At 75.8% G+C, this 25,029-nt stretch carries 22 protein-coding genes; 15 read left to right on the top strand and 7 right to left on the bottom strand.

Annotated elements, in window-relative coordinates; genetic code table 11:
• Positions 1–35: 35 nt before the first annotated feature.
• Entirely contained in the window at positions 36–293 is a 258-nt protein-coding gene (locus GT358_RS12085; RefSeq protein ID WP_166582879.1) for a PepSY domain-containing protein, read from the top strand.
• A 48-nt stretch (positions 294–341) separates the two neighbouring features.
• Here GT358_RS12085 and pheT read toward each other — a convergent pair whose 3' ends face one another.
• The 3 genes from pheT to GT358_RS12070 all read right to left on the bottom strand — a co-directional run bounded on the left by pheT (position 342) and on the right by GT358_RS12070 (position 6,870).
• Positions 342–2,738, bottom strand: coding sequence for a phenylalanine--tRNA ligase subunit beta (gene pheT, locus GT358_RS12080; RefSeq protein WP_166582878.1), 2,397 nt, complete (start codon positions 2,736–2,738; stop codon positions 342–344).
• A 150-nt stretch (positions 2,739–2,888) separates the two neighbouring features.
• Entirely contained in the window at positions 2,889–5,264 is a 2,376-nt protein-coding gene (locus tag GT358_RS12075; protein ID WP_166582877.1) for a YbcC family protein, read from the bottom strand.
• 28 nt (positions 5,265–5,292) lie between these two features.
• The gene (locus GT358_RS12070; protein ID WP_166582876.1) at positions 5,293–6,870 is read right to left on the bottom strand and encodes a proton-conducting transporter membrane subunit; all 1,578 of its coding nucleotides are present in this window, start codon (positions 6,868–6,870) and stop codon (positions 5,293–5,295) included.
• A gap of 94 nt (positions 6,871–6,964) precedes the next feature.
• On the opposite strand from GT358_RS12070, the gene GT358_RS12065 reads away from it, so the two are divergent.
• From GT358_RS12065 to GT358_RS12030, 8 genes are all read left to right on the top strand, one after another.
• Entirely contained in the window at positions 6,965–7,846 is an 882-nt protein-coding gene (locus GT358_RS12065) for a LysR family transcriptional regulator (RefSeq protein ID WP_166582875.1), read from the top strand.
• Positions 7,847–7,910: 64 nt separating this feature from the next.
• Positions 7,911–8,399, top strand: coding sequence for a YbaN family protein (locus GT358_RS12060; protein WP_208103494.1), 489 nt, complete (start codon positions 7,911–7,913; stop codon positions 8,397–8,399).
• Positions 8,400–8,404: 5 nt separating this feature from the next.
• Complete coding sequence (locus GT358_RS12055) at positions 8,405–9,022, top strand: histidine phosphatase family protein (RefSeq protein WP_166582874.1); 618 nt, start codon at positions 8,405–8,407, stop codon at positions 9,020–9,022.
• Positions 9,019–9,843 carry a TIGR04290 family methyltransferase gene (locus GT358_RS12050; protein ID WP_166582873.1) on the top strand — a complete coding sequence of 275 codons (825 nt, stop codon included), beginning with the start codon at positions 9,019–9,021 and terminating at the stop codon, positions 9,841–9,843. The genes GT358_RS12055 and GT358_RS12050 overlap by 4 nt, the downstream gene beginning before the upstream one ends.
• On the top strand, positions 9,840–10,763 hold the full coding sequence (locus tag GT358_RS12045; RefSeq protein ID WP_166582872.1) for a beta-xylosidase: 924 nt from the start codon (positions 9,840–9,842) through the stop codon (positions 10,761–10,763). Before GT358_RS12050 ends, GT358_RS12045 begins: the two co-directional genes overlap by 4 nt.
• Complete coding sequence (locus tag GT358_RS16865) at positions 10,763–11,872, top strand: inositol-3-phosphate synthase (RefSeq protein WP_166582871.1); 1,110 nt, start codon at positions 10,763–10,765, stop codon at positions 11,870–11,872. The genes GT358_RS12045 and GT358_RS16865 overlap by 1 nt, the downstream gene beginning before the upstream one ends.
• Entirely contained in the window at positions 11,873–13,507 is a 1,635-nt protein-coding gene (locus GT358_RS12035; protein ID WP_166582870.1) for a hypothetical protein, read from the top strand.
• On the top strand, positions 13,504–14,010 hold the full coding sequence (locus GT358_RS12030) for an HAD hydrolase-like protein (RefSeq protein WP_166582869.1): 507 nt from the start codon (positions 13,504–13,506) through the stop codon (positions 14,008–14,010). Before GT358_RS12035 ends, GT358_RS12030 begins: the two co-directional genes overlap by 4 nt.
• On the opposite strand, the gene GT358_RS12025 is transcribed toward GT358_RS12030, so the two are convergent.
• From GT358_RS12025 to GT358_RS12015, 3 genes are read right to left on the bottom strand one after another with little or no spacing between them, the layout of a single operon-like run.
• The gene (locus tag GT358_RS12025) at positions 13,962–15,428 is read right to left on the bottom strand and encodes an FGGY family carbohydrate kinase (RefSeq protein WP_166582868.1); all 1,467 of its coding nucleotides are present in this window, start codon (positions 15,426–15,428) and stop codon (positions 13,962–13,964) included. The genes GT358_RS12030 and GT358_RS12025 overlap by 49 nt on opposite strands.
• Positions 15,425–16,678: an FAD-dependent oxidoreductase gene (locus GT358_RS12020; protein WP_371416280.1), complete on the bottom strand. Its 1,254-nt coding sequence runs from the start codon at positions 16,676–16,678 to the stop codon at positions 15,425–15,427. Before GT358_RS12020 ends, GT358_RS12025 begins: the two co-directional genes overlap by 4 nt.
• Positions 16,668–18,071, bottom strand: a complete 1,404-nt coding sequence (locus tag GT358_RS12015) for an NAD(P)/FAD-dependent oxidoreductase (RefSeq protein WP_166582867.1) — start codon at positions 18,069–18,071, stop codon at positions 16,668–16,670. The genes GT358_RS12020 and GT358_RS12015 overlap by 11 nt, the downstream gene beginning before the upstream one ends.
• Positions 18,072–18,224: 153 nt before the next feature.
• On the opposite strand from GT358_RS12015, the gene GT358_RS12010 reads away from it, so the two are divergent.
• The 4 genes from GT358_RS12010 to GT358_RS11995 all read left to right on the top strand — a co-directional run bounded on the left by GT358_RS12010 (position 18,225) and on the right by GT358_RS11995 (position 21,987).
• Positions 18,225–18,971, top strand: coding sequence for a DeoR/GlpR family DNA-binding transcription regulator (locus GT358_RS12010; protein ID WP_166582866.1), 747 nt, complete (start codon positions 18,225–18,227; stop codon positions 18,969–18,971).
• A gap of 33 nt (positions 18,972–19,004) precedes the next feature.
• Positions 19,005–19,553, top strand: a complete 549-nt coding sequence (locus GT358_RS12005) for a TRAP transporter small permease subunit (protein ID WP_166582865.1) — start codon at positions 19,005–19,007, stop codon at positions 19,551–19,553.
• Positions 19,550–20,884: a TRAP transporter large permease subunit gene (locus tag GT358_RS12000; protein WP_166582864.1), complete on the top strand. Its 1,335-nt coding sequence runs from the start codon at positions 19,550–19,552 to the stop codon at positions 20,882–20,884. The genes GT358_RS12005 and GT358_RS12000 overlap by 4 nt, the downstream gene beginning before the upstream one ends.
• A 65-nt stretch (positions 20,885–20,949) precedes the next feature.
• Positions 20,950–21,987, top strand: coding sequence for a C4-dicarboxylate ABC transporter (locus tag GT358_RS11995; protein WP_208103501.1), 1,038 nt, complete (start codon positions 20,950–20,952; stop codon positions 21,985–21,987).
• A gap of 9 nt (positions 21,988–21,996) precedes the next feature.
• On the opposite strand, the gene GT358_RS11990 is transcribed toward GT358_RS11995, so the two are convergent.
• Complete coding sequence (locus GT358_RS11990; protein ID WP_166582862.1) at positions 21,997–22,995, bottom strand: zinc-ribbon domain-containing protein; 999 nt, start codon at positions 22,993–22,995, stop codon at positions 21,997–21,999.
• Between the two features lie 254 nt (positions 22,996–23,249).
• Here GT358_RS11990 and GT358_RS11985 point away from each other — a divergent pair, with 254 nt between their 5' ends.
• Together GT358_RS11985 and GT358_RS11980 are read left to right on the top strand one after the other, a co-directional pair.
• Positions 23,250–23,924, top strand: coding sequence for a cell division ATP-binding protein FtsE (locus tag GT358_RS11985; protein WP_371416279.1), 675 nt, complete (start codon positions 23,250–23,252; stop codon positions 23,922–23,924).
• Between the two features lie 68 nt (positions 23,925–23,992).
• The gene (locus GT358_RS11980; RefSeq protein WP_166582937.1) at positions 23,993–24,913 is read left to right on the top strand and encodes a cell division protein FtsX; all 921 of its coding nucleotides are present in this window, start codon (positions 23,993–23,995) and stop codon (positions 24,911–24,913) included.
• Positions 24,914–25,029 lie beyond the last annotated feature (116 nt).

Raw genomic sequence — 25,029 nt, 5'->3', positions numbered from 1 at the left:
CGGCGCCGTCTGCTGCAACAACCATGGAGACGACCATGACCCGTTCGCTGCCGACCCTGGCCGTGCTGGCCCTGCTCGCCGCTCCGGCCGCCTGGGCCGACGACCGCCCGCCGACCGACGAGGAGCGCGCGCAGATCGAATCCGTGCTGCAGGCCGAGGGCTACACGTCGTGGGAAGAGATCGAGTTCGACGACGGCGTGTGGGAGGTGGACGACGCGGTGGGCGCCGACGGCGCGCGCTACGACCTGCGCCTCGACACCAACTTTGTCATCATCAGCGTCCGTCCCGACTGAGCGGACAGGCGCAAGGGGGCCCCGGCGGCCCCCTTGCGGTTCCGGCGGTCAGCCGCGCAGGACGGCCCCCGTGGCGCGGGCGACGCGATCGACCACGGCCTGCGAGACGCGGGCGATCTCGGCCTCGGTCAGGGTGGCCTCGCGCGGCTGGAGGCGGACCGTGAGGGCGACGCTCTTGCGGCCCGGGGGCAGCGTGCCCCCCTCGAAGGCGTCGAAGACCCGCACCTCCTCGATCAGGGACTTGTCGGCGGCCTGGGCGGCCTGGACGAGCGCCGATGCCTCGGTGCGGGCATCGACCACGAAGGCGAAGTCGCGCTCGACGGCCTGGAGGTCGGAGAGTCCGAGGCGCGGGCGCGCGCGGGAGGCCGTGCGCGGAAGCGGCAGCGCGTCGGGCCAGAGCACCAGCGCCACGGCGGGGCCGCGCACGTCCATCGCCGCGAGCACGCGGGGGTGGATCTCGCCGAAGGCGGCGACCTGTGTCTTGGGCCCGAGGGTCAGCAGGCCCGAGCGGCCGGGATGCCACCAGGGCGGTGTCTCGCGGTTCAGGGCGAGGCGGGCGGGCGCACCGAGGGCTGCGAGCAGCGCCTCGAGATCGGCCTTGGCGTCGAAGGGATCGGCGGGGCGGGCGGGGCCGTGGACGCCGCGGGGGACGGCGCGGCCCACGAGAAGGGCCGCCACCTCGGCGCGCTGCTCGCCCGGCTCTCCGCCGGTGAAGACCTCGGAGGCCTCGAACAGGGCGAGGTCGGAGAGGCCGCGGGCCGCGTTGCGGGCGGCGGCGCGCAGGAGGCCCGGCAGGAGAGAGGGGCGCAGGTGCGACAGGTCCGCGGCGATGGGGTTGTCGATGCGCGTCGCCTCGTCCCCGCCGCCGAAGAGGGCGGCGGCTTCCCGGTCGATGAAGGCGTAGGTGACGCATTCGTTGTAGCCGAGCGCGGCGAGGGTGCGGCGCGCGCGGGAGAGCCGCGTCTGGGCGGGCGTGAGGACGGGGCGGGGCACGGCCGGACCGCGACACGGCAGCGGTGCGACCGGGAGCCGCGAGAGCGAGGCCACGCGCGCGATCTCCTCCACGAGGTCGGCGGTGCCGTCGATGTCGGGCCGCCAGGAGGGGATGCGGGCGGTCTCGCCCTCGAGCCGGAAGCCCAGATCCTCGAGGATGCGGCGCTGCTCGGCCTCGGGCAGGTCGAGACCGACGAGGGCGCGCAGGCGGCCGGGATCGAAGCGGGCGGTGCGGGCGGGGTCGGGGACGGCGCCGGCGAGCGAGAGGTCCGAGGCCTCGCCGCCCGCATGCTCGAGGATGAGGGCCACGGCGCGGTCGAGCCCCTCGAGCGCCATGAGGGGGTCCACGCCGCGCTCGAAGCGGTAGCGGGCATCGGACTGGATGCGCAGCGCGCGGCCCGAGGCGGCGATGCGCAACGGGTCCCAGAGGGCGGATTCCACCAGCACGTCGGTGGTGGACTCGGTCACGCCCGTCGCCTCGCCGCCGACGAGGCCCGCGAGGCTGACGGGGCCCGATTCGTCGGCGATGACCATGTGGGCGGGGCCGAGCGCGTGGGTCCTGCCGTCGAGGGCGGCGAGCGTCTCGCCCTCGCGCGCGGGGCGGACGACGAGGCCGCCGCGCAGGCGGGCGGCGTCGAAGACGTGGAGCGGGCGGGCGAGGTCGAAGGCGAGGAGGTTGGTGACGTCCACGAGGAGCGAGATGGGGCGCAGGCCGATCGCGCGCAGCCGCGCCTGGAGCCAGGCGGGCGAGGGGCCGTTGCGCACCCCGCGCACGAGGCGGGCGGCGAAGAGGGGGCAGCCCTCCCCGAGCGCGGGGTCGATCGCGACGGGGACGGGCTGGGGGAAGCCCCCCCGGACGGCGACGGGCGGCAGCGGGCGCAGCCGGCCGAGTCCGCGCGCGGCGAGGTCGCGGGCGATGCCGCGCACGCCCAGCGCGTCGGGGCGGTTGGGGGTGATCTTGATGGCGATGACGGGGTCCACGGCCTCGGGGCGGTGGCGGGCGAGCCAGCGGGCGAAGCTCTCGCCCACCTCGCCCTCGGGCAGTTCGATGATCCCCTCGTGCTCGTCCGAGAGGCCCGCCTCGCGCTCGGACAGGAGCATGCCGTGGCTCTCGACACCGCGGATGCGGCCCACGGACAGGGTGGCGCCGGTGGCCGGGATGCGCGCGCCGGGGCGGGCGAGGACGCCGATGAGGCCCGCGCGGGCGTTGGGCGCGCCGCAGACGACCTGGACCTCTCCGGTGGCGGTCTCGACCCGGGCGACGCGGAGGCGGTCGGCGTCCGGGTGGGGGGCGGCCTCGCGGATGCGGACGACCTCGAAGGGAGCGAGCGCGGCAGCGGGGTCGGCGACGGATTCGACCTCGAGCCCGAGATCGGTGAGCGCGTCGGCGATCTCGGCCGGCGTGGCCGCGGTCTCGAGGTGGTCGCGGAGCCAAGAGAGGGTGAACTTCATCAGGCGCGCCGTCTGGGGAAAGGGACGGCGATCCCTAATCCGGGGCGCGGGGCGATGTCCAGTTGGCGGGGTGCGCCGCCGGTTCCCCGCGAGGGAGTGCGGGCCGGCGGCGCGGTCCGCCCGGCCGTGGGGGCGCCGGGCGGAGGGGGGTCAGGCGGCGGCGGCCGGGGCGGCGCCCTCCCAGGGCTGCCAGGCGAGGCCGCCCGCATAGCGGGAGGCGACGCGGCCCGCCTCGTCCAGGCGCAGGAGGTGCAGCCAGCCCGCGTCGAAGAGCGCGCGCACCGAGGCGTGGCGCGACAGGATGGCGGTGATGGCGGCCTCGGGCGCCTCGACGAGGACGGTCAGGCGCAGGGGGTCGTGGCGCAGCCGCTCGCCGTCGTGGACGGATTGCCAGGCGAGGCCCGTACGGGGGGGGCCGCCATTGCCCTCGTGGACGCCGAAGCCGCCGACGACGTTGTGGAGCGCCTTGTCGCCCGCGCCGAAGAGGGCGGGCGCGGTGACCGAGCCGTGATACTGGAGCGCGATCCAGGAGGCGACCACGACCGGCGCGGTCAGGATCAGCTCGAGCGTGGCGAAGTCGGCGTCGGATCGCCAGTCGTAGGAATGCAGGAAGGCCCGGCCTTCGAGGTCGCGGCCGCGGGTGCGCGCGCGGGGGGCGGCGACAAAGGCCGCGCAGCCCGCGAGGCCCCATTCGGGCCGCGTCTCGGCCCAGTCCCGGGCGCGGGCGAGGAGCGCGCGGGCGTCCCCCGCGCCGGGCAGAGTGGGCGCGCGGGCGGCGCGGGCGAGGCGCGAGGCCGCCTCGAGCCAGGCGCGGACGGGCCGCAGGCGCGGGTCGCCCGGAGGCGGCGCGTCGAGCAGGTGGACCGCGTCGGTCGTCGTCTCGTGTAGGGCGGCGACAAAGACCGTGTCCTCGGGGATCGCGACGCCCCGGGCGGAGAGGGCCGCGCGCACGGCCGGGTCGTTGAGCAGGCGCGCGAGCGCGCGGGCCGAGGTCTCGCCCGTGCGGCCGCCGCAGGCGCCGCAATGGAGCGCGCTTTCCTGCGGGTTGGCGGTCACGGCGGCGCCGTGGCCGGCGAGCAGCACGACGGGGGCGAAGCGCCGGAGACCCATCGCGGCGAGCACGGCCTGGGCGGTGGCCGCGCCGGCCTCGGGGTCGAGCCCCTCGATGCGCGGCGGCGGCCCGGCCGGAGCGGCGGGGGCCCCGAGGCGGAGGCTGTCGCGCAGGAGCGGCCAGAGATGGAGCGGGCCCGCGGCCTCGACATAGGCGAAGGAGGAGACGGCGGCGCGCGCGAAGCGCTTCCAGGCGCGCGCGGCGCGGGCCCGGATGCGGGCGGCGCCCTCGGCCTCGGGGGCGATGTCGGGGGCCGAGCGCAGCGCGGGGTTCAGGAGCACGGGCAGATGGGGGGCCACCTCGTCCCCGCCGAAGGTGCGGTGCGCGAGCGGCAGGCCGAAGAAGCCCGCAAAGCCCAGCGTCTCGATTCCGGGGTCGAGCGATTCGAGATGGCGGCGGAAGGGCTCGGAGCGCACGTCGATGCAGAAGGCGGCCTGGAGGACGGGCCGCTCGGGGGCGGGGGGGGCGGGGGGGGCGGGGGCGGCGAGCGTCGCGGCCAGCCGCCGCGCCTGGGCGAGGTCGGCGGCGAGCTGGAAGGCCGCGTCGAGCCGGTCCTCGGCCGAGGGGACGAGGGGGCGGGCGAGCGCGGCGCGCGAGGCGGCCCAGGCGTCGGGCGGGGCGAGGTCCACGAGCGCCTCCTCCCAGGCGAGGCGGATGGCGAGAAGGTCGGTGAGGGAATCGGCGCGGGTCCCCTCGCGCTCGGCGTCCCAGGCGAGCCCGCGCAGGGTCTGGGACCAGCCGCCGAGGCGCAGCAGCAGCGCCTCGAAACAGGGGCCGGCCGCGTCGTGGCCGATGCCGAGGCTTTCGAGCGAGAGGGCGAGAGCGGCCCAGGGCTCGTCCGGGAGGGCGGCGGCGCGGGCGGCGAAGCCCCGGAGCCCGAGGATCTCGGGGGTCAGGTCCTGCGAGGCCCAGTTGCGCCACGCCTCCCACAGGGTGCGGCCGGGCAGAGGGGGCCAGGCGGCCTGGCCGCGGTCGAGCCGGGCGGCGAGGCAGGCGCCGATGCGGTCGAGGACGATCGCGGGCCAGTCCGTGCCCGTGGCCCGGGCCGCGAGGTCGGCCACGAGCGGGATCGGCGCGGGCGCGGGGGTGGGCCGGGCGAGGGCCGCGAGCGCGTCGGCGAGCGGGAGGGCAAGGCCTTCGCGCGCCAGCGCCTCCTCGAGGTCGGGGGCGGCGAGGCGGCCTGCCTCCCATTCGGCGAGAAGGTGCGCGCGCGGGGGGACGGGGCGGACGCCCGCGAGCGCGGAGAGGCGCGCGACCGTCTCGGCGAAGGGGCGGTCGGCCTGACCGAGATAAGGGTTCACGGCGACGGTGGCGTGGAGGGGGAAGGCGGGGGGGACCGCCTCGGCCGCGGCGCGCGCGGCGGCCACGATCTCAAGAAAGGGGCCGGTATAGTGGTCGCGGGACTTGATGAGCATGGCGGCGTCCATCGGGAGCGTGGGGGGGTCAGGGCTGGCGCGCAGGCAGAGGGGAACCGGCGGGCTGGCGCGCCGCGGGGGCGGCCCAGCCGCGGGTGAGCCGGTCGAAGAGGGCGTTGGCGTAGAGCCCGTTCTGGAGGTGGACGCGCAGGCCTCTGGCCGCGGGATGGCCGGCCCAGAGCGGGAAGGTGGCCTGGGCCCAGGCGGCGGCGGCGAAGGACAGGACCGCAAGGCCGATCAGCGCCCATTCGAGCGGGCCCGGCGCGGGCGGCAGCGGCAGGGTGCCGGCAGTGGCGGCCTCGGCCGCCCACTGGAAGGAGAAATAGGCGAGCGCGGTGGCGGCCGAGGCGACCGCCGTGCGGCGCGCGAGCGCGCGGGGGGCCGCGTCGGCAAGCCCCTGGGCGATCAGGTAGGCGGTGCCGAGCACGAGGATGGCGCCGAGCGCGACGGCCTGGGGCGACTTGGCGGGCAGGCCGAAGAGCAGGCCCACGGCGGCGTAGATCACGAGCGCGAGGGCAAAGGCGCGGGCCACCGCGCCGGCCGAGGGCACCGCGACGGGGCCGGGGCGGCGCGCGGCCTCGACGGCCGCCACGGCGGTGCCGGCGGACAGGAAGGCATGGGCCTTGTAGAGCGAGTGGGCGACGATGTGCAGCAGCGCCAGCGCCCAGAGGCCGAAGCCGCATTGCAGGATCATGAAGCCCATCTGCGCCACGGTGGACCAGGCGAGCGCGGTCTTGGCCGCGGGCTGGGTCAGCATCACGAGGCTGCCCACGAGCGCCGAGAGGCCCCCGATCGCGGCGAGCGCGGCCATGGCGGCGGGCGAGGCCAGCAGCACGTCGGCGAAGCGGATCAGCAGGAAACCCCCGCCATTGACGATGCCCGCATGGAGGAGCGCGGAGACGGGGGTGGGCGTTTCCATCGACTCGACAAGCCAGCCGTGGAGGGGAAAGAGCGCGCTCTTGAGGACCGCGGCGAGCGCGAGCAGGCCCGCGGCGGGGGCGGCGGGGCCCAGCGTGCCGGCCGCGGCGGCGGCGTTGATGGCGGCGATGTCGCCCGTGCCCGCGCCCCACCACAGGAGCGCCGCGGCCGCGACGAGGGCGAGATCGGCCAGGCGCGCGGTAAAGGCCTTCTTGCGGGCGGCGCGGCGCGCCTCGGGGCGCGCGGCGTAGAAGAGCAGGAGCCGGTGCAGGCCGGCCGCGGTGGCGATCCAGCCCAGCGCGAGAAGGGCGACATGGCCGGCCGAGACCATCAGGAGCACCGCGGCGAGGGTGAGGGCGAGCCAGCCCGTGAAGGTGCCCTGCCGCGCGTCGCCGTCGAGCAGGCGCGCGGCGTAGCGCAGGACGATCCAGCCCAGGCCCGAGACGAGGAGCGCCATCGTGGCCGAGACCACGTCGAGCCGCGCCGCGAGACCGGGCAGGAGCGCGGCCGTCGCGGCCCCCCCCTGCGCGAGCAGGACGGCCGCAGCCCCGGACCCGGCGAGGGCGAGAAGCGCCGCCCCCTCGGCCGCGCGCAGCGCCCCGCGCGGTCGCAGGCCGGGCCCGGCGAAGGCGAGACCGGCCGCAAGGAGCAGCGCGAGGGGTCCGAGCAGGAGCAGGAGCGGGGACATGGGGCCTCCGGGCTGGTGGTGCGGGGGAGGTAGCATTGCTGCCGTGTTCTGACTAATACATCGTTTGCAAGGAAACGTTCTGACAGGACGAACGGTGACGGAGCTGAACTACAACCACCTGCGCTATTTCCGGGCCGTGGCGCGGGACGGAACTCTGACGGGGGCGGCGCGGCGGCTCAACCTCGCGCCCTCGGCGCTGTCGGTGCAGCTGCGCGCGCTGGAGGACCGGCTGGGGCACCGGCTGTTCGACCGGGTGGGGCGGGGGCTGCGTCTGACGGAGGCGGGGCGGATCGCGCTCGACCACGCGGAGGCGATCTTTGCCGCGGGCGAGGAGCTGGTCGCCACCCTGCGCCAGACGGGACAGGCGCGGCGGGCGCTGCGCGTGGGCGCGCTGGCCACCTTGTCGCGCAACTTCCTTCTGGCCTTCCTGCGGCCCGTGCTGGGGCGGGCGGACGTGGAGGTGGTGCTGCGCTCGGGCGGGTGGGGGGAGCTCATGCGCGGGCTCGAGGCGCACGGGCTCGACGTGGTGCTGGCCAACCGGCCGGCGCCGCGCGACGGGCCCCTGCCCCTTCTGAGCCGGCGCATCGCCGAGGAGCCCGTGGCGCTGGTCGGGCGGCCGGGGCGGGCGGGGGACCTGCGCGCGCTGCTCGCGGAGGGGCCGCTGGTGCTGCCCACGCCGGAGACGGCGCTGCGCGAGGGGCTGGACGCGCTGCTGGCGCGGTGGGGCATCCGGCCGGCCGTGGCGGCGGAGGTGGACGACGTGGCGATGATCCGCCTTCTGGCGCGGGAGGGGGCGGGGCTCGCACCCCTGCCGCCGATCGCGGCGGCCGACGAGCTCGATGCCGGGGTGCTGCGCGATTACGGCGCCCTGCCCGGCCTCGTGGAGGCATTCTGGGCGCTGACGGCCGAGCGGCGCTTCCCCAACCCGCTTCTGGCGGAGGTGCTCGCCGCCGCCGCGCCGGGCGAGGAGCGCTGAGGTCCGCGCATTGAAGCTTGGCCCCTCCGGTCCAGATGGAAGGGACGGACCGGAGGCGGCAGGGGTGGCATGGCGACGGGGCATGTGGACCGGACTGGGGCTCGTCCTGGCGGGACTGGGCCTGGTCGGGGCGGTGCTGCCGCTCATGCCCACCACGATCTTCATGATCCTGGCCGCCGCCTGCCTGGCGCGCGGCTCGCCGGCGCTCCATGCCCGTCTGATGCGGAGCCGCTTCGGTCCCGCCCTGCGCGACTGGCAGGCGCATGGGGCCGTCCGGCCCCGCCACAAGGCGCTGGCCTGCGCGGCCATGGCGCTGTCGGTGGCCCTGGCCTGGGCCGCGGGCGCGCCGGTCTGGGCCGTCGTCCTGCAGGCCGGGCTGCTTGCCGCCGTGGCGACGTGGCTTCTGCGCCGGCCCTCGGCGCCCGACGGGCGAGGCCGGGAGGCGGGCGGCCAGGGCCCGGAGGAACTTTCCTCGGGCTCCGGCGTTGGCGGGCGTCTCCCCCGCGCCGGGGGCCCGGCTTCGGGGAGGTCTGCGCCATCGCCGTCACGCTGATCCTCGTGCGTCACGCCGCCCATGCCGATCTGGGCCTGCGCCTGACGGGGCGGGCCGAGGGCGTGCCGCTGCGCCCGCTCGGACGGTTCCAGGCCGCGCTGCTGGCGCGGCGCCTCGCGGCGGAGGGCCCCGACGCGGTCCGCACCAGCCCGCGCGAGCGCGCGCGCGAGACGGCACAGGCGATCGCGCAGGCGGCAGGGCTGACCCCGACCGTGGACCCCCGCCTCGACGAGATCGAGTTCGGCGCCTGGACGGGCCGGAGCTTCGAGTCGCTCGCGGGCGATCCCGACTGGGAGGCCTGGAACGCCCGCCGCGGCAGCGCCCGCCCGCCGGGCGGCGAATCCATGGCCGAAGCGGTGGCGCGGATCGCCGCGCTGGCGGCGGACCTGGCCGAGGAGGAGGCTGGCGGGGGCGCGCGGCGGATCGTCCTCGTCACCCATGCCGACATGATCCGGGGCCTGGTGGCGCATGTGCTGGGCCTGCCGCTCGACAACCTGCTGCGGCTGGAGGTGGGACCGGCCTCCGTCACGCGGATCGAGGCGGGGCCGGGCTGGGCGCGTCTGACCGGCCTCAACGACCTGCCGCGCGAGCGCGCGGGCGAGCGGCGGGACCGCGCCGCATGAGGGAGGGCGCGTGGAGGACGGCCCTCGCCCCGCCGCAGGGCGGGCACGGCCCCTCCGGCCCGGCCGATCTGGCCGACCGGGTGCGGGCCCTGGGCCCGTGGTTCCACAACCTGCGGCTGGGCGATCTCCAGACCGCGCCGGATCACGCCCTGGGCGATCATCCGGCCGACAAGCTGCGCCGGATCGCCCCGATCCTGCCCGAGGACCTGCGGGGCTGCTCGGTCCTCGACATCGGCTGCAACGCGGGCTTCTGGAGCTTCGAGATGGAGCGGCGCGGCGCGGCGCGGGTGCTGGGGATCGACCACGATCCGCGCTATCTCGCGCAGGCGCGGCTGGCGGCCGGGGTGCTGGGATCGGGGGCGGAGTTCCGGCAGATGGAGGTCTGGGACATCGCCGATCTGGGCGAGCGGTTCGACCTCGTGCTGTTTCTCGGGGTCCTCTACCATCTGCGCCATCCGCTTCTGGCGCTGGACCTGATCCGCGACGCGGTCTGCGCCGAGCGGCTGCTGTTCCAGACCCACACGCGCGGGGGGGCGCGCGTCCCGCCCGTGGCGGAGGACATCCCCTTCGCCTTCGACGGGCCGCTGCCCGACCCGGACCATCCGGCGCTGTTCTTCGTCGAGCGCGCCTACGGGGGCGACTGGACCAACTGGTGGCTGCCGAACCCGGCCGGCGCGGAGGCGATGCTGCGCGCGGCCGGCTTTGCCATCGAGGCGCGGACGGAGGATGTCTGGCTGTGCCGGACCGCGCCCGTGCCCTTTGCCGAGTGGGGGCTGAGGCCCCTCGCACCGATCCGCCGCAACGCCGAGGAGGGCCGATGATCGAGTCCGTCATGTTCTGGAACGAGCCCAACAACAAGTCTCATTGGAACCCGGCGCTCGATCCCGACTGGTCGGTCTTCAGCGCCATGGTCGCCGAGGCGGGGCGGGTCGTGGCCCATTGCAACCCCGGCCTCACGCGCGTGATGGGGGGGATGTCGCCGATCGATCCGGGCTTCGTGGAGCGACTGGAGCGGCTGGGCGCGCTGGAGGCGGTGGACGTGGTCGCGGTGCACGGATTCCCGCTCGACTGGAACCTGTGGCCGATCGGCGAATGGCCCGACCGCATCGCCGAGATCGAGCGGGCGACCGCCCTGCCCGTCTGGGTGAGCGAGGTCGGGGTGGGCTCCTTCGGCGCCGAGGAAGTGCAGGAATGGGGCCTGCGGCGCACGGCCGAGCTGCTGCTCGACCGGGTGGAGCGGGTGTACTGGTACTCGCTTCTGGACCTGCCGCGGACCTGGGAGGCCACGACCCGCCACAAGGAGGCCGAGGGCTCGAGCTATTACCGGCACTTCTACATGGGGCTGATCCGCGAGGACGGCACCCCCAAGCCCGGCCTCGAGACCTATGCCGCGCTGGCGGGGCGGATGGGGATCATGCAGTGGTTCCATTTCGAGGACCCGCGCCTGGAGGATGCGGTGGCGTGGATGCGCCGGCTGGGCGTGCGGCGGGTGCGCACGGGGCTCTCCTGGGCGGACAGCTTCCGGCCCGGGGCGTGGGAGTGGTTCGACCGGCAGATGGCGGCGCTGGAGGGCTTCGAGGTGATGGCCACCCTGTGCTTCACGCCGGGGCATCTGGGCGTGGAGGACCACCACACGAGCCCGCCGCGCGATCCGTCTGCCTTTGCCGAGTTCTGCGGCGCCGTGGTCGAGCGCTATGCGCCCGCGCGGCCCGCGCGCGCCGCCGCGGGAGGGAGGGGCTGATGGCGGATGGCGGCGCGGGGACGGGGCCGATCCGGCTGGCGCTGGTGGGGGTGGGCAACTGCGCCTCCTCGCTGGTGCAGGGGATCGCGCGGCACACCGGGCGCAACGACGCCACGGGGCTGATGCATCCGCGGATCGGGCCCTGGGGGGCTGGCGACATCCGCGTGGTCGCGGCCTGGGACATCGACCGGCGCAAGGTGGGCCGCGACGTGGCCGAGGCGATCTTCGCCCCCCCGAACTGCACCGCGCGCTTCTGCCCCGACGTGCCCGCGACGGGGACGGTCGTGCGGATGGGCCCGGTCCTGGACGGGGTGGCCCCCCACATGGCCGAGCACCCGGAGGAGCAGACCTTTCTGCCCGCCGACGCGCCCGAGCCCGACCGCGCCGCCGTGGTGGAGGCGCTGCGCGAGGCCGGCGCGGAGGTGATGGTCAACTACCTGCCCGTGGGCAGCCAGAAGGCGACCGAGTTCTATGCCGCCTGCGCGCTGGAGGCGGGCGTGGCCTTTGTGAACGCGATCCCCGTCTTCATCGCCTCGGACCCCGGCTGGGCGGAGCGGTTCCGCGCGGCGGGCGTGCCGATCATCGGCGACGACATCAAGGCGCAGCTGGGCGCGACCATCGTGCACCGGACGCTGGCGGACCTGTTTCGCCGCCGCGGCGTGCGGCTGGAGCGGACCTATCAGCTCAATACCGGGGGCAACACCGACTTTCTCAACATGTGGGCGCGGGACCGGCTGGCCTCCAAGAAGCGGTCCAAGACGGAGGCCGTGCAGGCGGTCGTGGGCGAGCGGCTGGCCGAGGGGGACATCCATGTGGGGCCCTCGGACTACGTGGCCTGGCAGAAGGACAACAAGGTGGCCTTCATCCGGCTGGAGGGGACCCTGTTCGGCGGCGTGCCCATGCATCTGGAGCTGCGCCTGTCGGTGGAGGACAGCCCCAACTCGGCCGGGGTGGCGATCGACATGATCCGCCTCGCGCGGCTGGCGCGGGACCGCGGCCTCGCCGGGCCGGTCGAGGGGCCGGCCGCCTTCCTGTGCAAGCATCCGCCGCGCCAGATGACCGACGAGGAGGCCCATGCCGCCACGGAGGCCTTTCTGCGGGACGGCTGAGTGATCGTGTTCGGCGACCGGCTGCGCGAGGTCTGCCCCCGGGCCGAGGCGCGCGCGCTGCTGGCGCGCCTGGACGAAGGCGAGGCCGAGGCGCTGCTCCTGGAGGCGGGCGCGCTGGAGGCGGGCGTGGCGGACGCGCTGGCCCCCGAGGCCGGGGACGGGGCCCCATCCTTGCGCGCGCTGATGGCGGCGACCGACGCGCTGGCGCGGCTGCGCCGCGAAGGGGGGCGGGGCCGGGCGCGCGGGGAGGCGGGGGAGGCGCTGCGCCGGGCGCTGGCGGGGCCGCTGCCCCCCCGCGCCGCGATCAAGGAGCCGGAGGGCTTCGCCTTCTACGCGCTGGACCCGGCGCTGCACGCGGCGGCGGCGGCGCGGATGCTGCGCGCGCACCGCCCCCGCGACGTGGCGGTGCTGGGGCTGCGCTCGATCGGCACGACGCTGGGGGCGGTGGTGGCGGCCGAGGCGGAGGCCGCAGGCGCGCGTGCCCGCCGCCTGTCCGTGCGCCCCGAGGGCGAGCCCTGGGACCGGCGGGTGCGGCTCTCGCCCGCGCAGGGGGCGGCGCTGCGGGGGGCGGAGCAGGTGCTCTGCGTGGACGAGGGGCCGGGGATCAGCGGCTCGTCGCTCGCCGCGGCGGCGGAGGCGGCCGAGGCGGCCGGCGCGCGGCTTGTGCACCTGCTGCCGGCCCATGCGCCGGACCCGGGCGCGCTGCGCTCGGAGCGGGCGCGGGCGCTCTGGGCGCGGCTGCCGGTCTGGGCGGAGGCGTGGGACGCGGCCGTGCGGCCTGACCTGGAGGCGCGATGGGGGCCGCTGCGCGATCTCGGCGGCGGGCTGTGGCGCGCCATCGCCCCGGCGCGGCGGGGGGGACCGGTCCATCCCTGGCACGAGCGGCGCAAGCTGTGGGCGCGCGCGCCGGACGGCGGGGCGGTCCTGCTGCGCTGGGCGGGGCTGGGCGCGCGGGGAGAGCGGACGGCGGCGCGGGCGGGGCGTCTGGCCGAGCGGGGGGGCGCGCGGCCGCTCTGGCTGGGGCGCGGGTTCCTCGCGCTCGAATGGGTGGAGGGACGGGCCTGCGAGCGGCTCTCGGACGGGCTGCTCGCCGCAATGGCGGGCCATGCGGCGGGCCTGCGCGGCGAGGGGACGGGGACGGGCGGGGCAGAGCGGCTGCTCGCGATCCTGGAGGCGACGGCGGCGGCGGAGGGGCTCGTGCTGCCGGCCTGGGTGGGACAGGCGGCCGGGCGCGCGGGCGAGGCGGTCCGGTGCGACGGGCGGATGGGGCCGCCCGAATGGCTGCGCCGGCCGGACGGCGGGTTCGTCAAGTGCGACGCGCTGGACCATGCCGACGACCATTTCGCGCCGGGGCCGCAGGCGCCCCTGTGGGACCTGGCCGGGGCGGCGGCCGAATGGGAGATGGGCCCCGCGGCGCGGGGCCGGCTGGTCGAGCATTGGCAGGCGCAGTCCGGCGGGCGGCCCGACCGGGAGGAGCTGGCCTTTCACGAGGCGGCCTGGCGGGCCTGGCGGCTGGGCTATGCCGACTTGGCTGCGCGCACGCTGCCCGAGCCGGGCGCCTGGAGGGCCGAGGCTGCGCGCCACCGGGGGGGCCTGCGGCGTGCGCTGGCGCGGGGGGCGGCCGGATGGGGATGAGCCCGTTTCCGCCGGACGTGCGGCTGGTGATCTTCGATGCCGACGACACGCTGCGCCGGACGCTGGTGCCCGGCCAGCCCTGCCCCCATCGCGACGGGGAATGGGAGCCGATCGGGGGGCTGCGCGAGGCGCTGGGGGGGCTGCCCTGGGGGCGGGACTTGCGGATGGCGCTGGCCTCCAACCAGGACCACGTCTTCTACGGGCACCTGTCGGCGGCCACCGCGCGGCGGCTGCTGCTGGACGCGGCCGAGGCGGCAACGGGGCACCGGCCGCCGCCCTGGGCCGCGCTGTTCTGCCCGCACCGGATGGAGGGGGGCTGCGGCTGCCGCAAGCCCGAGCCGGGCCTTCTGCTGCGCGCGATGCGGCTGTGGGGGGCGGCGCCAGCGGAGACGCTGTTCGTGGGCGACGCGCCGTCCGACCGCGAGGCCGCGGCGCGGGCGGGGGTGCGCTTCCTTCACGTCGGGGCGCTGCGACCCCCGGCCGCGGCCAGCGCCCGCCCGTAGCCCTCGACGGCGGCCCGCGCGGCCGCGAAGCGATCGCGGAAGGCGTGCAAGGGTTCCGTCGCGGGCGGATCGACCGGCTGGCCAAGGGGCGGGTCCGGGGGGGCGAGCCCCACCGCCTCGGCGGCCAGAGCGGCAATGCCCCGGGCGGTCAGTTCGGGCTCGGGCGAGACGCGGACGGGGCGGCCGAGCGCCCCGGCGAGCAGGCGCAGGAAGGCGGGGTTGGCGCTGAGCCCCCCATCGACGGAGACGGGCTCCCGCAGCGGGGCGGCGCCCTCCATCGCCTCGAGCACCTCGGCCGCGCGGAAGGCGATCCCCTCGAGCAGCGCCGCGACGAGATCGGCCCGCCCCGTCGCGAGATCGAGCCCGAGCCAGGCGCCGCGCGCCTGCCGGTTCCAGTGCGGGCAGGCGAGCCCCGACAGCGCCGGCACGAAGGCGACGCCGCGGGCGATGGCCGGCGGACCCGCGGGCAGCGCCAGATCGGCCGTGTCGCGCCACAGGCCCAGCCCCTGCGCCCAGTCGAGCGCGGCCCCGGCGGCATAGACGCCGCCCTCGAGCGCATAGACGGGCGGCTCGCCCGCGCGTGCCCAGGCGACGGTGAGCAGACAGCCCCGACGGTCGGCGGGCAGGGAATCGCCCAGCAGCGCCAGCGCGAAGGCGCCGGTGCCGAAGGTGATCTTGGTCTCTCCCGGGCGGCGGCAGCCATGGCCCCAGGTCGCCGCCTGCTGGTCCACGAGGCTCGCGGTCAGGGGCAGCGGGCCGAGCGGGCCCAGATCGCCGGTCGAGGGCCGGATCGCGGGCAGGCATTCGGGCGGCACGCCGTGGAGGGCGCAGAGCTCCGCGTCCCAGTCGAGCCGGGCCAGGTCCATGAGTCCGGTCCGGGAGGCCGTGGTGGGATCGGTCTCGAACCGGCCGCCCAGACGGTCGCGGAAGAAGGCGTCCGTGGTCCCGAGCCGCAGCCGTCCCCCGCGATGGAGCGCGGCGGCCTCGGGGATTTCGCGCAGGATCCAGCCCAGCTTGGAGGCCGAGAAATAGGGATCGAGCGGCACCCCGGCGCGCGCGAGGCTGAGCGGCTCGGCCCCCGCGGCGCGCAGGCGGGCGCAATCGGCTTCGGTGCGTGCGTCCTGCCAGACGAGGACGGGGCAGACGGGCTCTCCGGTGCGCGCGTCCCAGCCGAGGCAGCTTTCGCCCTGGTTGTCGAGCCCCACGGCCGCGACCGGACCCGCCGCCTGCGCCGCCTCGAGGCAGGCGGACAGGTCGGCCAGAAGCTCGCCCGGATCGTGCTCCACCCGACCGGGCGCGGGGCGGTGCTGGCGGTGCCGGCGCGCATGGAGCGGGCGCAGATCCCCGCCGGCGTCGAGCAGGAAGGCCCGCGTGCTGGTCGTGCCCTGGTCGATGGCGAGGACAGCCGGTGGAGTCATGGCTCCTCCTCGAAGGCGAGAACGGGCTCGGCGCCGGGGGGCGGCAGCGGCAGGCGCAGGCTGCGGTGCGGGCGGACGGCCCGCTCGGCCGAGGCGGTCTCGGCCCCTCCGGCCCGCAGCACGAGCCGGCCGCGCGCGCACCGTGCCGCCCCGGCCTGGATGGCGGGAAAGGCGGGGGGAACGGTGCCGTCCCCGGCCAGCCGCTGCGGCAGCGCCCAGGCCAGGGCCCCGCCCTCGATCGCGAGCGGACGGGCGACGCCCTCTGGCAGGCGGCCCGCGCGCGCGGCGAGCATCGCCCGGGCGACGGCGCGTCCCTCGCTCCAGCAGGTGCCGGCCGTCTCCACCCCGCGCAGGAGGTTGCCCGCAGCGAAGAAGGCGCCGTCCGAGCAGCGGCCGAACTCGTCCACCTCGGGGCCGCGGGTGCGCGGATCGAGGCGGAGGTGGCTCGCGGTCACGAGGGCCGATTCGGGGCGGAAGCGGCCCGTCACCACCACCCCGTCCGCCGCCTCGCGCCAGAGACCGCCGGGACCGCGCAGGATCACGGCCTCGACCCGGTCGCGCCCCTCGATCGCCTCGATCCGGGTGGACAGCCGGAGCGGCACCCCCAGAAGGCGCGGCAGCAGCGCGGCGGGCCAGCGCGCCTCCACCGCGGGACCCTCGCCGACCATCAGCACGGGACGGATGCCGGCATGGCGGCAGGTGAGCAGGGCCGAGAAGGACACGAGTTCCGTGCCCAGCACGACGGGGCGGCGGAAGGGGCGGAGCCGTTCGAGATAGACGAGACCCTGGAGCGCGCCGGTATTGAGCACCCCGCCGGGGCGCGTGCCGCCCAGTCCCCGCGCGGCGCGGCTGCCCTCTCGCGCACCGGTGGCCAGAAGGACCTGGTCGGCGGCGATCTCGGCCGGCCCCCCGGCGGCAGTCACGAGGAGGCGCGGGCCGGGCCGGAGGGCCACCACCGCCACGCCGGGCCGGATCTGCGCGCCCGCGCGCCGGGCCCGCTCCGCCAGACGCGCCGCATAGGCGCGCCCCCCCATGACGCGGCCGAACTCGCGCATCCCGTAGGGCGAATGGCCGCAATGGCGCGGGACACCCCCGGGCTCGCCCTCGCGCTCGAGCACGAGGACCGAGAGGCCCGCCCCGGCGAGGACGGCCGCCGCGGCGAGACCGGCGGGACCGGCGCCCACCACCACCACGTCCGCCCTCTCCGCCGCGGCCGCGGCGCAGCCGGCGGGCGGCCCGTCAGCGCGCACCGTCCGCCTCCAGCGGCTCGGCCAGCGGCGGATCGAGCCGTCCGGCCGTCAGCCGCGCGAGCGCCGGGGTGCAGTAGAACCCCTGGCAGCGGCCCATCGTGACGCGGGTCCGGCGCTTGAGCCCCCCGAGCGTCCGCGCCCCGAGCGACCCCTCGAGCGCGGCGAGGATCTCGCGCCGCGTGACCATCTCGCAATGGCAGACGATGCCGCCATGCCCCGGCCTCTGCCAGTCGCGCGGCGCCGTCTCGGCCAGGTTGGGCAGGACAGGCCAGACCGGATCGGCCGGCGGTATCCAGCCCTGCGTGGCCCCCTGCCCCTCCAGCATCCGCACGAGCCGCGCGGCCAGCCCGAGGGCGGCCGACAGGCCGGTGGAGCGGATTCCCCCCAGCGTGACATAGGCGCGATCAGGATCGTGGCCGATGCGGTAGTCCTTGTCCTCCGTGGCCGGGCGCAGGCCGGCATAGGCGGCGGTGGGCTCGTGGCCCGACAGGGCGGGCAGGATGGCCTCGCCACGCCGCCGCAGCGCCTCGAGAACGGCAGGATCGAGCACCGCCGTCGTGCGGTCGTCCTGGTCCTCGGCGGTGGGGCCGACCAGCAGGTTGCCCCAGACGGTGCGGCAGACCACCACGCCCTTGGTGGTGGCCGAAGGCACCGGCAGCAGGATGTGGCGCGTCAGCCCGAAGGCGGTCTTGTCATAGACGACGAACTGCCCCTTGCGGGGCCGGATGGCGAACCGGCGCCGCCCGAGCAGGCGCTCGTCCACCACGTCGCCCCACAGCCCGGCTGCATTGACCACAACGCGGGCCTGCACGGGGTCCCCCCCCGTCTCGAGCCGCCAGAGCGCGCCGTCCCAGGTGCCGCCCTGCACCTCGCAGGCGCGGCGGATCACCGCGCCGTGGGCGGCGGCCTGATGCAGATAGGCGAGCGGCGCCGACCACGGGTCCACCAGATGTTCGCCCGGCACGCGGAATCCCGCCCGCAGGCCGGGACCGAGACCGGGCTCGCACGCGCGCAGGGCCGCGGCGCCGAGCGGCTCCACGTCGGACACGCCGTTGAGCTGCGCCTGCTCGATCAGCGCAGGCAGCCGCGCCTCCTCCTCCTCGGTCCAGGCGAGGACGAGTGCACCGGACTCGAGCAGGGGCAGGCCGAGCCGGGCGTGGATGCGGCGGTATTCGGCATAACCCTCGGCCAGGCAGGCGGATTCGATGCTGCCGGGGGGGGCGTCGAAGCCCGTGTGCAGGATGGCGCTGTTGGCCTTGGAGGCGCCGTCGAGGATGTCGGCGGCCTTTTCCAGCACCACGACCCGGGCACCCGCCAGCGCGAGGGCTCGCGCGGCGGCCGCACCGACCACCCCGGCGCCGATCACCGCCGCGTCGAACCTGTCCTCGGCCATCGGAGGTCCCCCAGACCTTGCCCGAACCATGACCGATGATGCCCGAATGGTCAACCGATAGCATTCGGACCCCGGAATGCGTGCCCGTATCCACAAACCCGGTTGACAGGGCGGCGGAGCGGCCGCTTTCCTCTCCGCGAAGGGGGGACCGCCATGACGCCGCAAGAGCGCCAGGCCCGGATCCGGGAGATGGTGACCAGCGAGGGACAGGCGCGGGTGGAGACGCTCGCGCAGGTCTTCGGCGTGTCGGCCGAGACGATCCGGCGCGATCTGGCCCGGCTGGCCCGGGACGGTCTTCTGCGCAAGGTGCATGGGGGCGCCCGGCCGATGCGGCTGTTTGCGGAAGGCAGCCGCGCCGAGCGTGCCGCCGAGGGCGCGGAAGCCAAGGGGCGCATCGCGCGCCGTCTGGCCGCCCTTGTCGAACCCGGCGAGACGCTGTTCATGGATGCCGGCACGACCACGCTGGCCTGTGCCGAGGCTCTGGGGGGGACGGACGGGCTCACGGTCGTGACGAACTCGCTCGACATCGCGCAGCGGCTGGGCCGCTCGGCCGCCGTCTTCCTGCTGGGGGGCCGCTTCAATCCGGACGATTCCGAGACGGTCGGCCCGCTCGTCATCGAGCAGATCGGCCGCTTTCAGGCGGACCGGGCCGTGCTGACGGTGGCGGGGCTCGATGCGGAGGCCGGGGCGACGGATGCGAGCTTCGACGAGGCGCAGATCGCGCGGGCGATGATCGCGCATGCGGCCTCGGTCACGGTGGTCGCCCATGCGGCCAAGCTCGGGCGGCGGGCGGCCTTCCGGGTCTGCCCGGCCGGCGAGATCGACCTGCTGATCTGCGACCGGGCGCCGCCCGAGCCGATCGGCGCGTCGCTGGCAGGCGCGCGCGTGGAACTGGCCTGAGCCCCTCTGGGGGCGTCACGGAGGGGGAGGATCATGGCGCGGGTGCTGCGCGCATATGTCAGATGGGCCGACCGGCTGGCGGACTGGACGGGCTGGGCCGCCATGTGGCTCATCTTCATGATGGTGGGGGTGCTGCTGCTCGATGCGGTGATGCGCAACGTCGTGCGCAGTCCCATCCACTGGGGCGTCGAGCTCGCGCAGTTCACGCTGGCCGCCTACTTCTTCATGGGCGGGGCGATCACGCTCAAGGACGACGACCACGTGCGGATGGACCTCCTCTATGGCCGGCTCGGGCCGCGGGGGCGCCAGCGGATGGACCTCGTGACCGTGCTCTGCCTCGGGTTCTATCTGGTCGTCATGCTCATCGGCTCGATCTCGAGCCTGCGCTATGCGATCGCCACGGACGAGCGGCGCTTCTCGATCTGGAATCCCTCGATGATCCCCATCAAGGCGCTGATGGTCGCCTGCCTGGTGCTGATGCTGATGCAGGCCGTCTCGCTGGCGATCAAGCACTGGTCGGCCCTGCGCGGGGTGCCGCTCGACGGCTCCGATCCCCTTCCGCCCGCCGGGAGGGGCGCATGAGCTACGAGGCGACCGCCCTCCTGATGTTCGCCTCGATGATGGCCCTCCTGCTCACCGGGCAGAGGGTGTTCGCCGCCGTGGGCTTCGTGGCCGCGGGGGCGGCGCTGCTGCTCTACGGCACGGGGGGCGTGGAGATGCCCTTCAACGCCACGTTCAAGCTGTTCAACTGGTTCCCGATGCTGACGCTGCCCCTGTTCATCTACATGGGCTACGTCCTGTCCGAATCGGGCATCGCCGAGGACCTCTACCGGATGCTCCATGTCTGGCTGGGCCGCTTTGCCGGCGGGCTCGCCATCGGGACGATCCTGCTCATGGTGGTGATCTCGGCGATGAACGGGCTGTCGGTGGCGGGCATGGCGATCGGATCGGCCATCGCCCTGCCCGAGATGCTCCGGCGCGGCTACGACAAGGTGCTGATCACGGGGGTGGTGCAGGGCGGCTCCTCGCTCGGCATCCTGATCCCGCCCTCGGTGGTGATGGTCCTCTACGGCGTCATCGCGCGCGAGCCCGTCTCCCAGCTCTGGCTGGCGGGGGTGGGCCCGGGGCTGCTGATGGCGACGATGTTCGGCATCTATGTGTGGGCGCGGGTGCGCCTGAACCCCTCGCTCGCCCCGGCGCTGACGGAGGAGGAACTCGCCATGCCGCTGCGCGAGAAGCTCGCGCTGCTGCGGGCGGGGATCATCCCGTTCCTGATCTTCTTCGCCATGACCGGCCTGTTCCTGATGGGCTACACGAGCCTGGTCGAGAGCGCCGCGGTCGGCGCCACGGCCGCCACGCTCGCGGCGGCGCTGAAGCGGCGGCTGAGCTGGCGGATGATCCGCGACACGGCGCGGCGCACGCTGGCCATCTCCTGCATGTTCCTGTGGCTGATCCTTGCCGCGCTGGCCTTCTCGGCCGTGTTCGACGGGATCGGCGCCGTGCGCGCGGTCGAGCGGCTGTTCATCACCAATTGGGAACTCACGCCCTGGCAGACGGTCATCCTGATGCAGCTGAGCTTCATCGTCATGGGGATGTTCCTCGACGACACGGCGATGCTCGTGATCGTCGCGCCGCTCTACATCCCGCTCGTGAAGATGCTGGACCTCGGGATCGAGGGGCAGATGATCTGGTTCGGGGTGCTCTACACCATGACCTGCCAGATCGCCTACATCACGCCGCCCTTCGGCTACAACCTGTTCCTGATGCGGGGACTTGCGCCGCGGTCGATCACGCTCGTGGACATCTACCGCTCGATCTGGCCCTTCGTGGTGATGATGGCGCTGACCATCGCGCTGGTGATGCTGTTTCCCGCCATCGCCATGTGGCTGCCGCAGACCCTTACCGGCCGCTGAGGCCCAACACGATCCAACAGGAAGGGAGACCACCGATGACCGACCCCGCACCTTCGGCCCGCATCCTGGCCTCGCGGCGGCGCTTCCTGGCCGCCGCGGGTCTGGCCGCGCCGGCCGCGCTGGCCGCGCCCGCCATCGTGCGCGCGCAGGCACCCATCCGCTGGCGCCTCCAGACCTATTCGGGCGCACCGCTCGGCGCCCATGTGATCAAGCCGCAGGTCGATGCCTTCAACATCGCCGCCAACGGCGAGATGGAGATCGAACTCTATTATGCCGACCAGCTCGTGCCCACGGGCGAGCTGTTCCGCGCGTTGCAGAACGGCACGCTCGATGCCGTCCAGTCCGACGAGGCGACCATGGCGAGCCCCGTCGACATCTCCGTGTTCGGCGGCTACTTCCCCTTCGCCACCCGCTACTCGCTCGATGTGCCGGCCCTGTTCACCTATTACGGGCTCGACGAGATCTGGCGCGAGGCCTACGACGAGGTCGAGGGCGTCACCTGGCTGTCCACCGGGGCGTGGGACCCCCTGCACATCTTCACCGTCAACCGCCCGATCCGGTCGCTTGCGGACATGAACGGGCTGCGCGTGTTCGGCGTGCCGACCGCCGGGCGCTTCCTGTCGCGCTACGGCCTCATCCCCGTGACCGTGCCCTGGGACGACGTGGAGGTGGCCATGCGGACGGGCGAACTCGACGGCGTGGCCTGGTGCGGCTTCACCGAAGCCTACGAGGTCGGCTGGGCGGACGTGTGCCGCTATGCCCTGACCAACTCCGTCACCGGGGCCTGGTTCGGCTCGTATTTCGCCAACACCGAATCGTGGAACCGCGTGCCGCCGCATCTGCAGCAGCTGTGGCTTTCGACCATCGACCAGTCGCACTACTACCGCGCGGTCTGGTACTGGGGCGGCGAGGCCAAGCTGCGAGTCGAGGGCGAGAAGATGGAGCTGACCTCCATCCCGCCGGAGGAATGGGCGCAGGTGGTCCGCGACGCCGAAGGCTTCTGGGACGAGGTGGCCGGCTCCTCGCCGCGGGCGGGGCGCGTGGTCCAGGCGTTCAAGGATTATGCCGCGACCATGGAGGCGGCGGGCTATCCCTATCGCTGAGCCCGTCGCTCACCCCCCGCCGGCCGGAGCGGAGGGCTCCGGCCCGGCGGGGTCGGGGGCCGGCTCGGCCGGCGCCGCGGGACCGGCGGCGGACCGGGCTGCCGCCCCCGCCTCCGGGTCGAGGGCGCCCAGCCAGTCGCGCATCCGCCGGTCGAGCCAGAGCCGCCCCCGATCGACGGCCGTCACGTAGGGTTCGAGGACGAGGCCGGTTCCCGGCACCGAGGCCGCGATCCGCGGTCCCCAGACATAGAGGAGCGCGAGCAGCGCCGCGACGGCCAGCGCGCTGCCGAAGCCGAGCCGGAACCCCGCCCGCGGCGGCGGGGCGGGACGGGGGGCGCCGGCGGCGGGCAGATCGAGGGATTCGTTGATCGTCTCGATGTCGGGCAGACGGTCGCGACGCGAGACGGGGGACGCGGGGATGGCCGCGCCCGGATGGGGAGCGGGTTCGCCCTTGAGCCGTGCCATGCGGCGGCGCGCCTCCTCGGCCCGCTGGCGCTGGCGCTCGAGCGCGACCCGCGCCGGATCGTCCGGCGCCTCCGGCGGGTCCCGGTCCGGCCTGGCGGGCTCCTCCGCCCCTTCCACGCCCGGGCTCCCGGCTCCGCCGCCGGCCCCTCCGGGAGGGGGAGCCGGGACGGGACCCGAGGGCGAGGCTTCCGACGGCTCTCCGGGCGGGGGTGGCGGCCCCTCCGGGGCGGAGACGGGGGGCGGCGCATCCGCGGGCGGCTCCGCGGACGGAAGGCCCGCGGCTTCGGCCCGCCGCGCCTCGGCCTCGCGCCGGGCCTCCTCGCGCAGGATCTCGGCCACTTCGGGGCTGACGCTGCGGCGCGGCCGCGGGGTCGTCGGGCCGGGGCCGGGCTCCGGCTCGGGAGGCGACGGTTCGGCAAGGGGCTCGGGCCGCTCGAACCACAGCCGGCCGCAGGCGGAGCATTGCACGTCGCGCCCCTCCGGCGGGATTGCCTCCGCGGCCACCTCGTATTGCGCGCCGCATTGGGGGCAGATGAGCCGCATCGGGGGAATCTCCTCGGCCTGGTCCCTGGCTGGTCCGCGCCGTCCGCCCGGCGCCGCGCGACCTTAGCCCTCCGCCCCCGGCGCGCCAAGGATGCGGACCGGTCGGGCGCCGCCGGGGGGCGCGCGCGCGTCCTGCTTGCCACGGATCGCCGCAAGGGACGGCGGGAGCGGCCGTTGCGCCCCCGCCGGGCTTGCGGCAGAAGGGGCCGCGCCGGACGGGGAGCCGGTCGGAACCCGAAGGGGCGCGGGGGCGCGTGATCGAGCTTCGCAACGCGGGCATGGCCTATGGGGGGCGGCGGCTCTTTGCCGGCATCGACCTGTCGCTGGCGCCGGGGGCGTTCCACTTCCTCACCGGGCCGTCCGGGGCGGGCAAGACGACGCTGCTCAAGCTCTGCTACGCCGATCTGCGCGCCACCGAGGGGGAGGTCCTGCTGTGGGGCCGCGACGCGCGCGCCATGTCGCGCGACGAGGTCGCCCTGGCGCGCCGGCGGATCGGCGTGGTCCACCAGGATTGCCAGTTCCTCGACCACCTGCCGCTGGCCGAGAACGTCCTGCTGCCGCTGACCGTCTCCGGCCGCCGCGCGGAGGGCGAGGCCCATCTGGCCGACCTCCTGGCCTGGGTCGGCCTGTCGGCGCGCGCGGCCAGCCTGCCGCCGGAACTGTCGGGCGGCGAGCGGCAGCGCGCGGCCCTGGCCCGGGCGGTCATCACCGCGCCCGATGTCGTGGTGGCCGACGAGCCCACGGGCAACATCGACTGGGAGATGAGCCAGCGGCTGCTGACGCTGCTTGTGGAGCTCAACCGCATGGGCAAGGCGGTGCTGGTGGCCACCCACGACCTCCACCTGATCCGCGCCGCCAAGGCGCAGGTGTCGGCGCGCGTGCTGCGCCTGCGCGACGGCAGCCTCCAGGCTGCGGGGGCCGATCTGTGAACGCGCGGCCTCCCGCCCGGCCCGGAGGACGGGCCGCACGGATCGCGCAGATCGCCCGCGGCGGCGGTCTGGCCGCGCGGAGCGCCGCCGCCGCGGCGGGCCGGCTGCTCGCGCTTCTGGCGGGCGACCGCGAGGCGGAGCGCGCGGTGCCCCCCACCGGCTTCACCGCCCGCCTGACCGTGTTCACCGCCGCCGCCATGGCCTTTCTGGCCGTGTTCGCCCTGGCGCTGTCGCTGGCTACGGGGCGGCTGGCCGACCGCTGGGGGGCGGAGCTCGCGCGGACCGCGACGCTGCGGCTCTCGGCCCCCGAGGCGCAGATGGCCCAGAGCGTCGAGCGCGCCCTGCGAATCCTGTCGCAGACGCCGGGCGTGGCCTCCTCGCGCGCGCTGACGCCCGAGGAGGGTCGCGCCCTGCTCGAGCCGTGGTTCGGCCCCGACCTGCCCCTCGAGTCGCTGCCCGTGCCGCGGCTGGTGGAGATCACCCTGGCCGAGGACGGGTTCGACGCGGCCGGGCTGCGCGCCAGGCTGGGGGCGGAGGTGCCGGGTGCGGTGCTCGACGACCACACGCGCTGGCGCGCGCCGCTCGTGGCGGCGGCGGACAGGTTGCGCAGCCTGGGGCTTCTGGCGCTGGGTCTCATTGCGGCCTCCACCGCGGCGATGATCACCCTGGCCGCGCAGGCCGCGCTGGCCGCCAACGCGCAGGTGATCCGGGTGCTGCGGCTCGTGGGGGCGCAGGACATCTACATCGCGCGCGCCTTCGTGCGGCGGTTCACGCTGCGCGCCGCCTGGGGGGCGCTGGGCGGAACGGCCGCGGGAATGATCGCGGTGGCGCTGATGCCGGCCGCCGACACGGCCGGCGGGTTCCTGACCGGGCTCGGCTTCGTCGGCTGGAGCTGGCTCGCTCCGCTCGCCATCCCGCCGCTCGCCGCGCTTGTGGGCTTTGCGGCCACGCGCGCGGCGGCACTGGCCACGCTGCGCGCCCTGCCCTGAAGGGACCCCCGATGACCGCCGATCCGCAGACCCCCGACCCGGCGCCCGGCGCCGCCTCCCTGCCCCCGCCGCGCCCCGTCCGGGCAGCGCTGTTCTTTGCGCTGATCTACGGGGCG

Source organism: Rubellimicrobium sp. CFH 75288, from assembly GCF_009904055.1.
GTDB lineage: Bacteria > Pseudomonadota > Alphaproteobacteria > Rhodobacterales > Rhodobacteraceae > Rubellimicrobium.
This window is presented reverse-complemented; position numbering and strand designations above follow the sequence as displayed.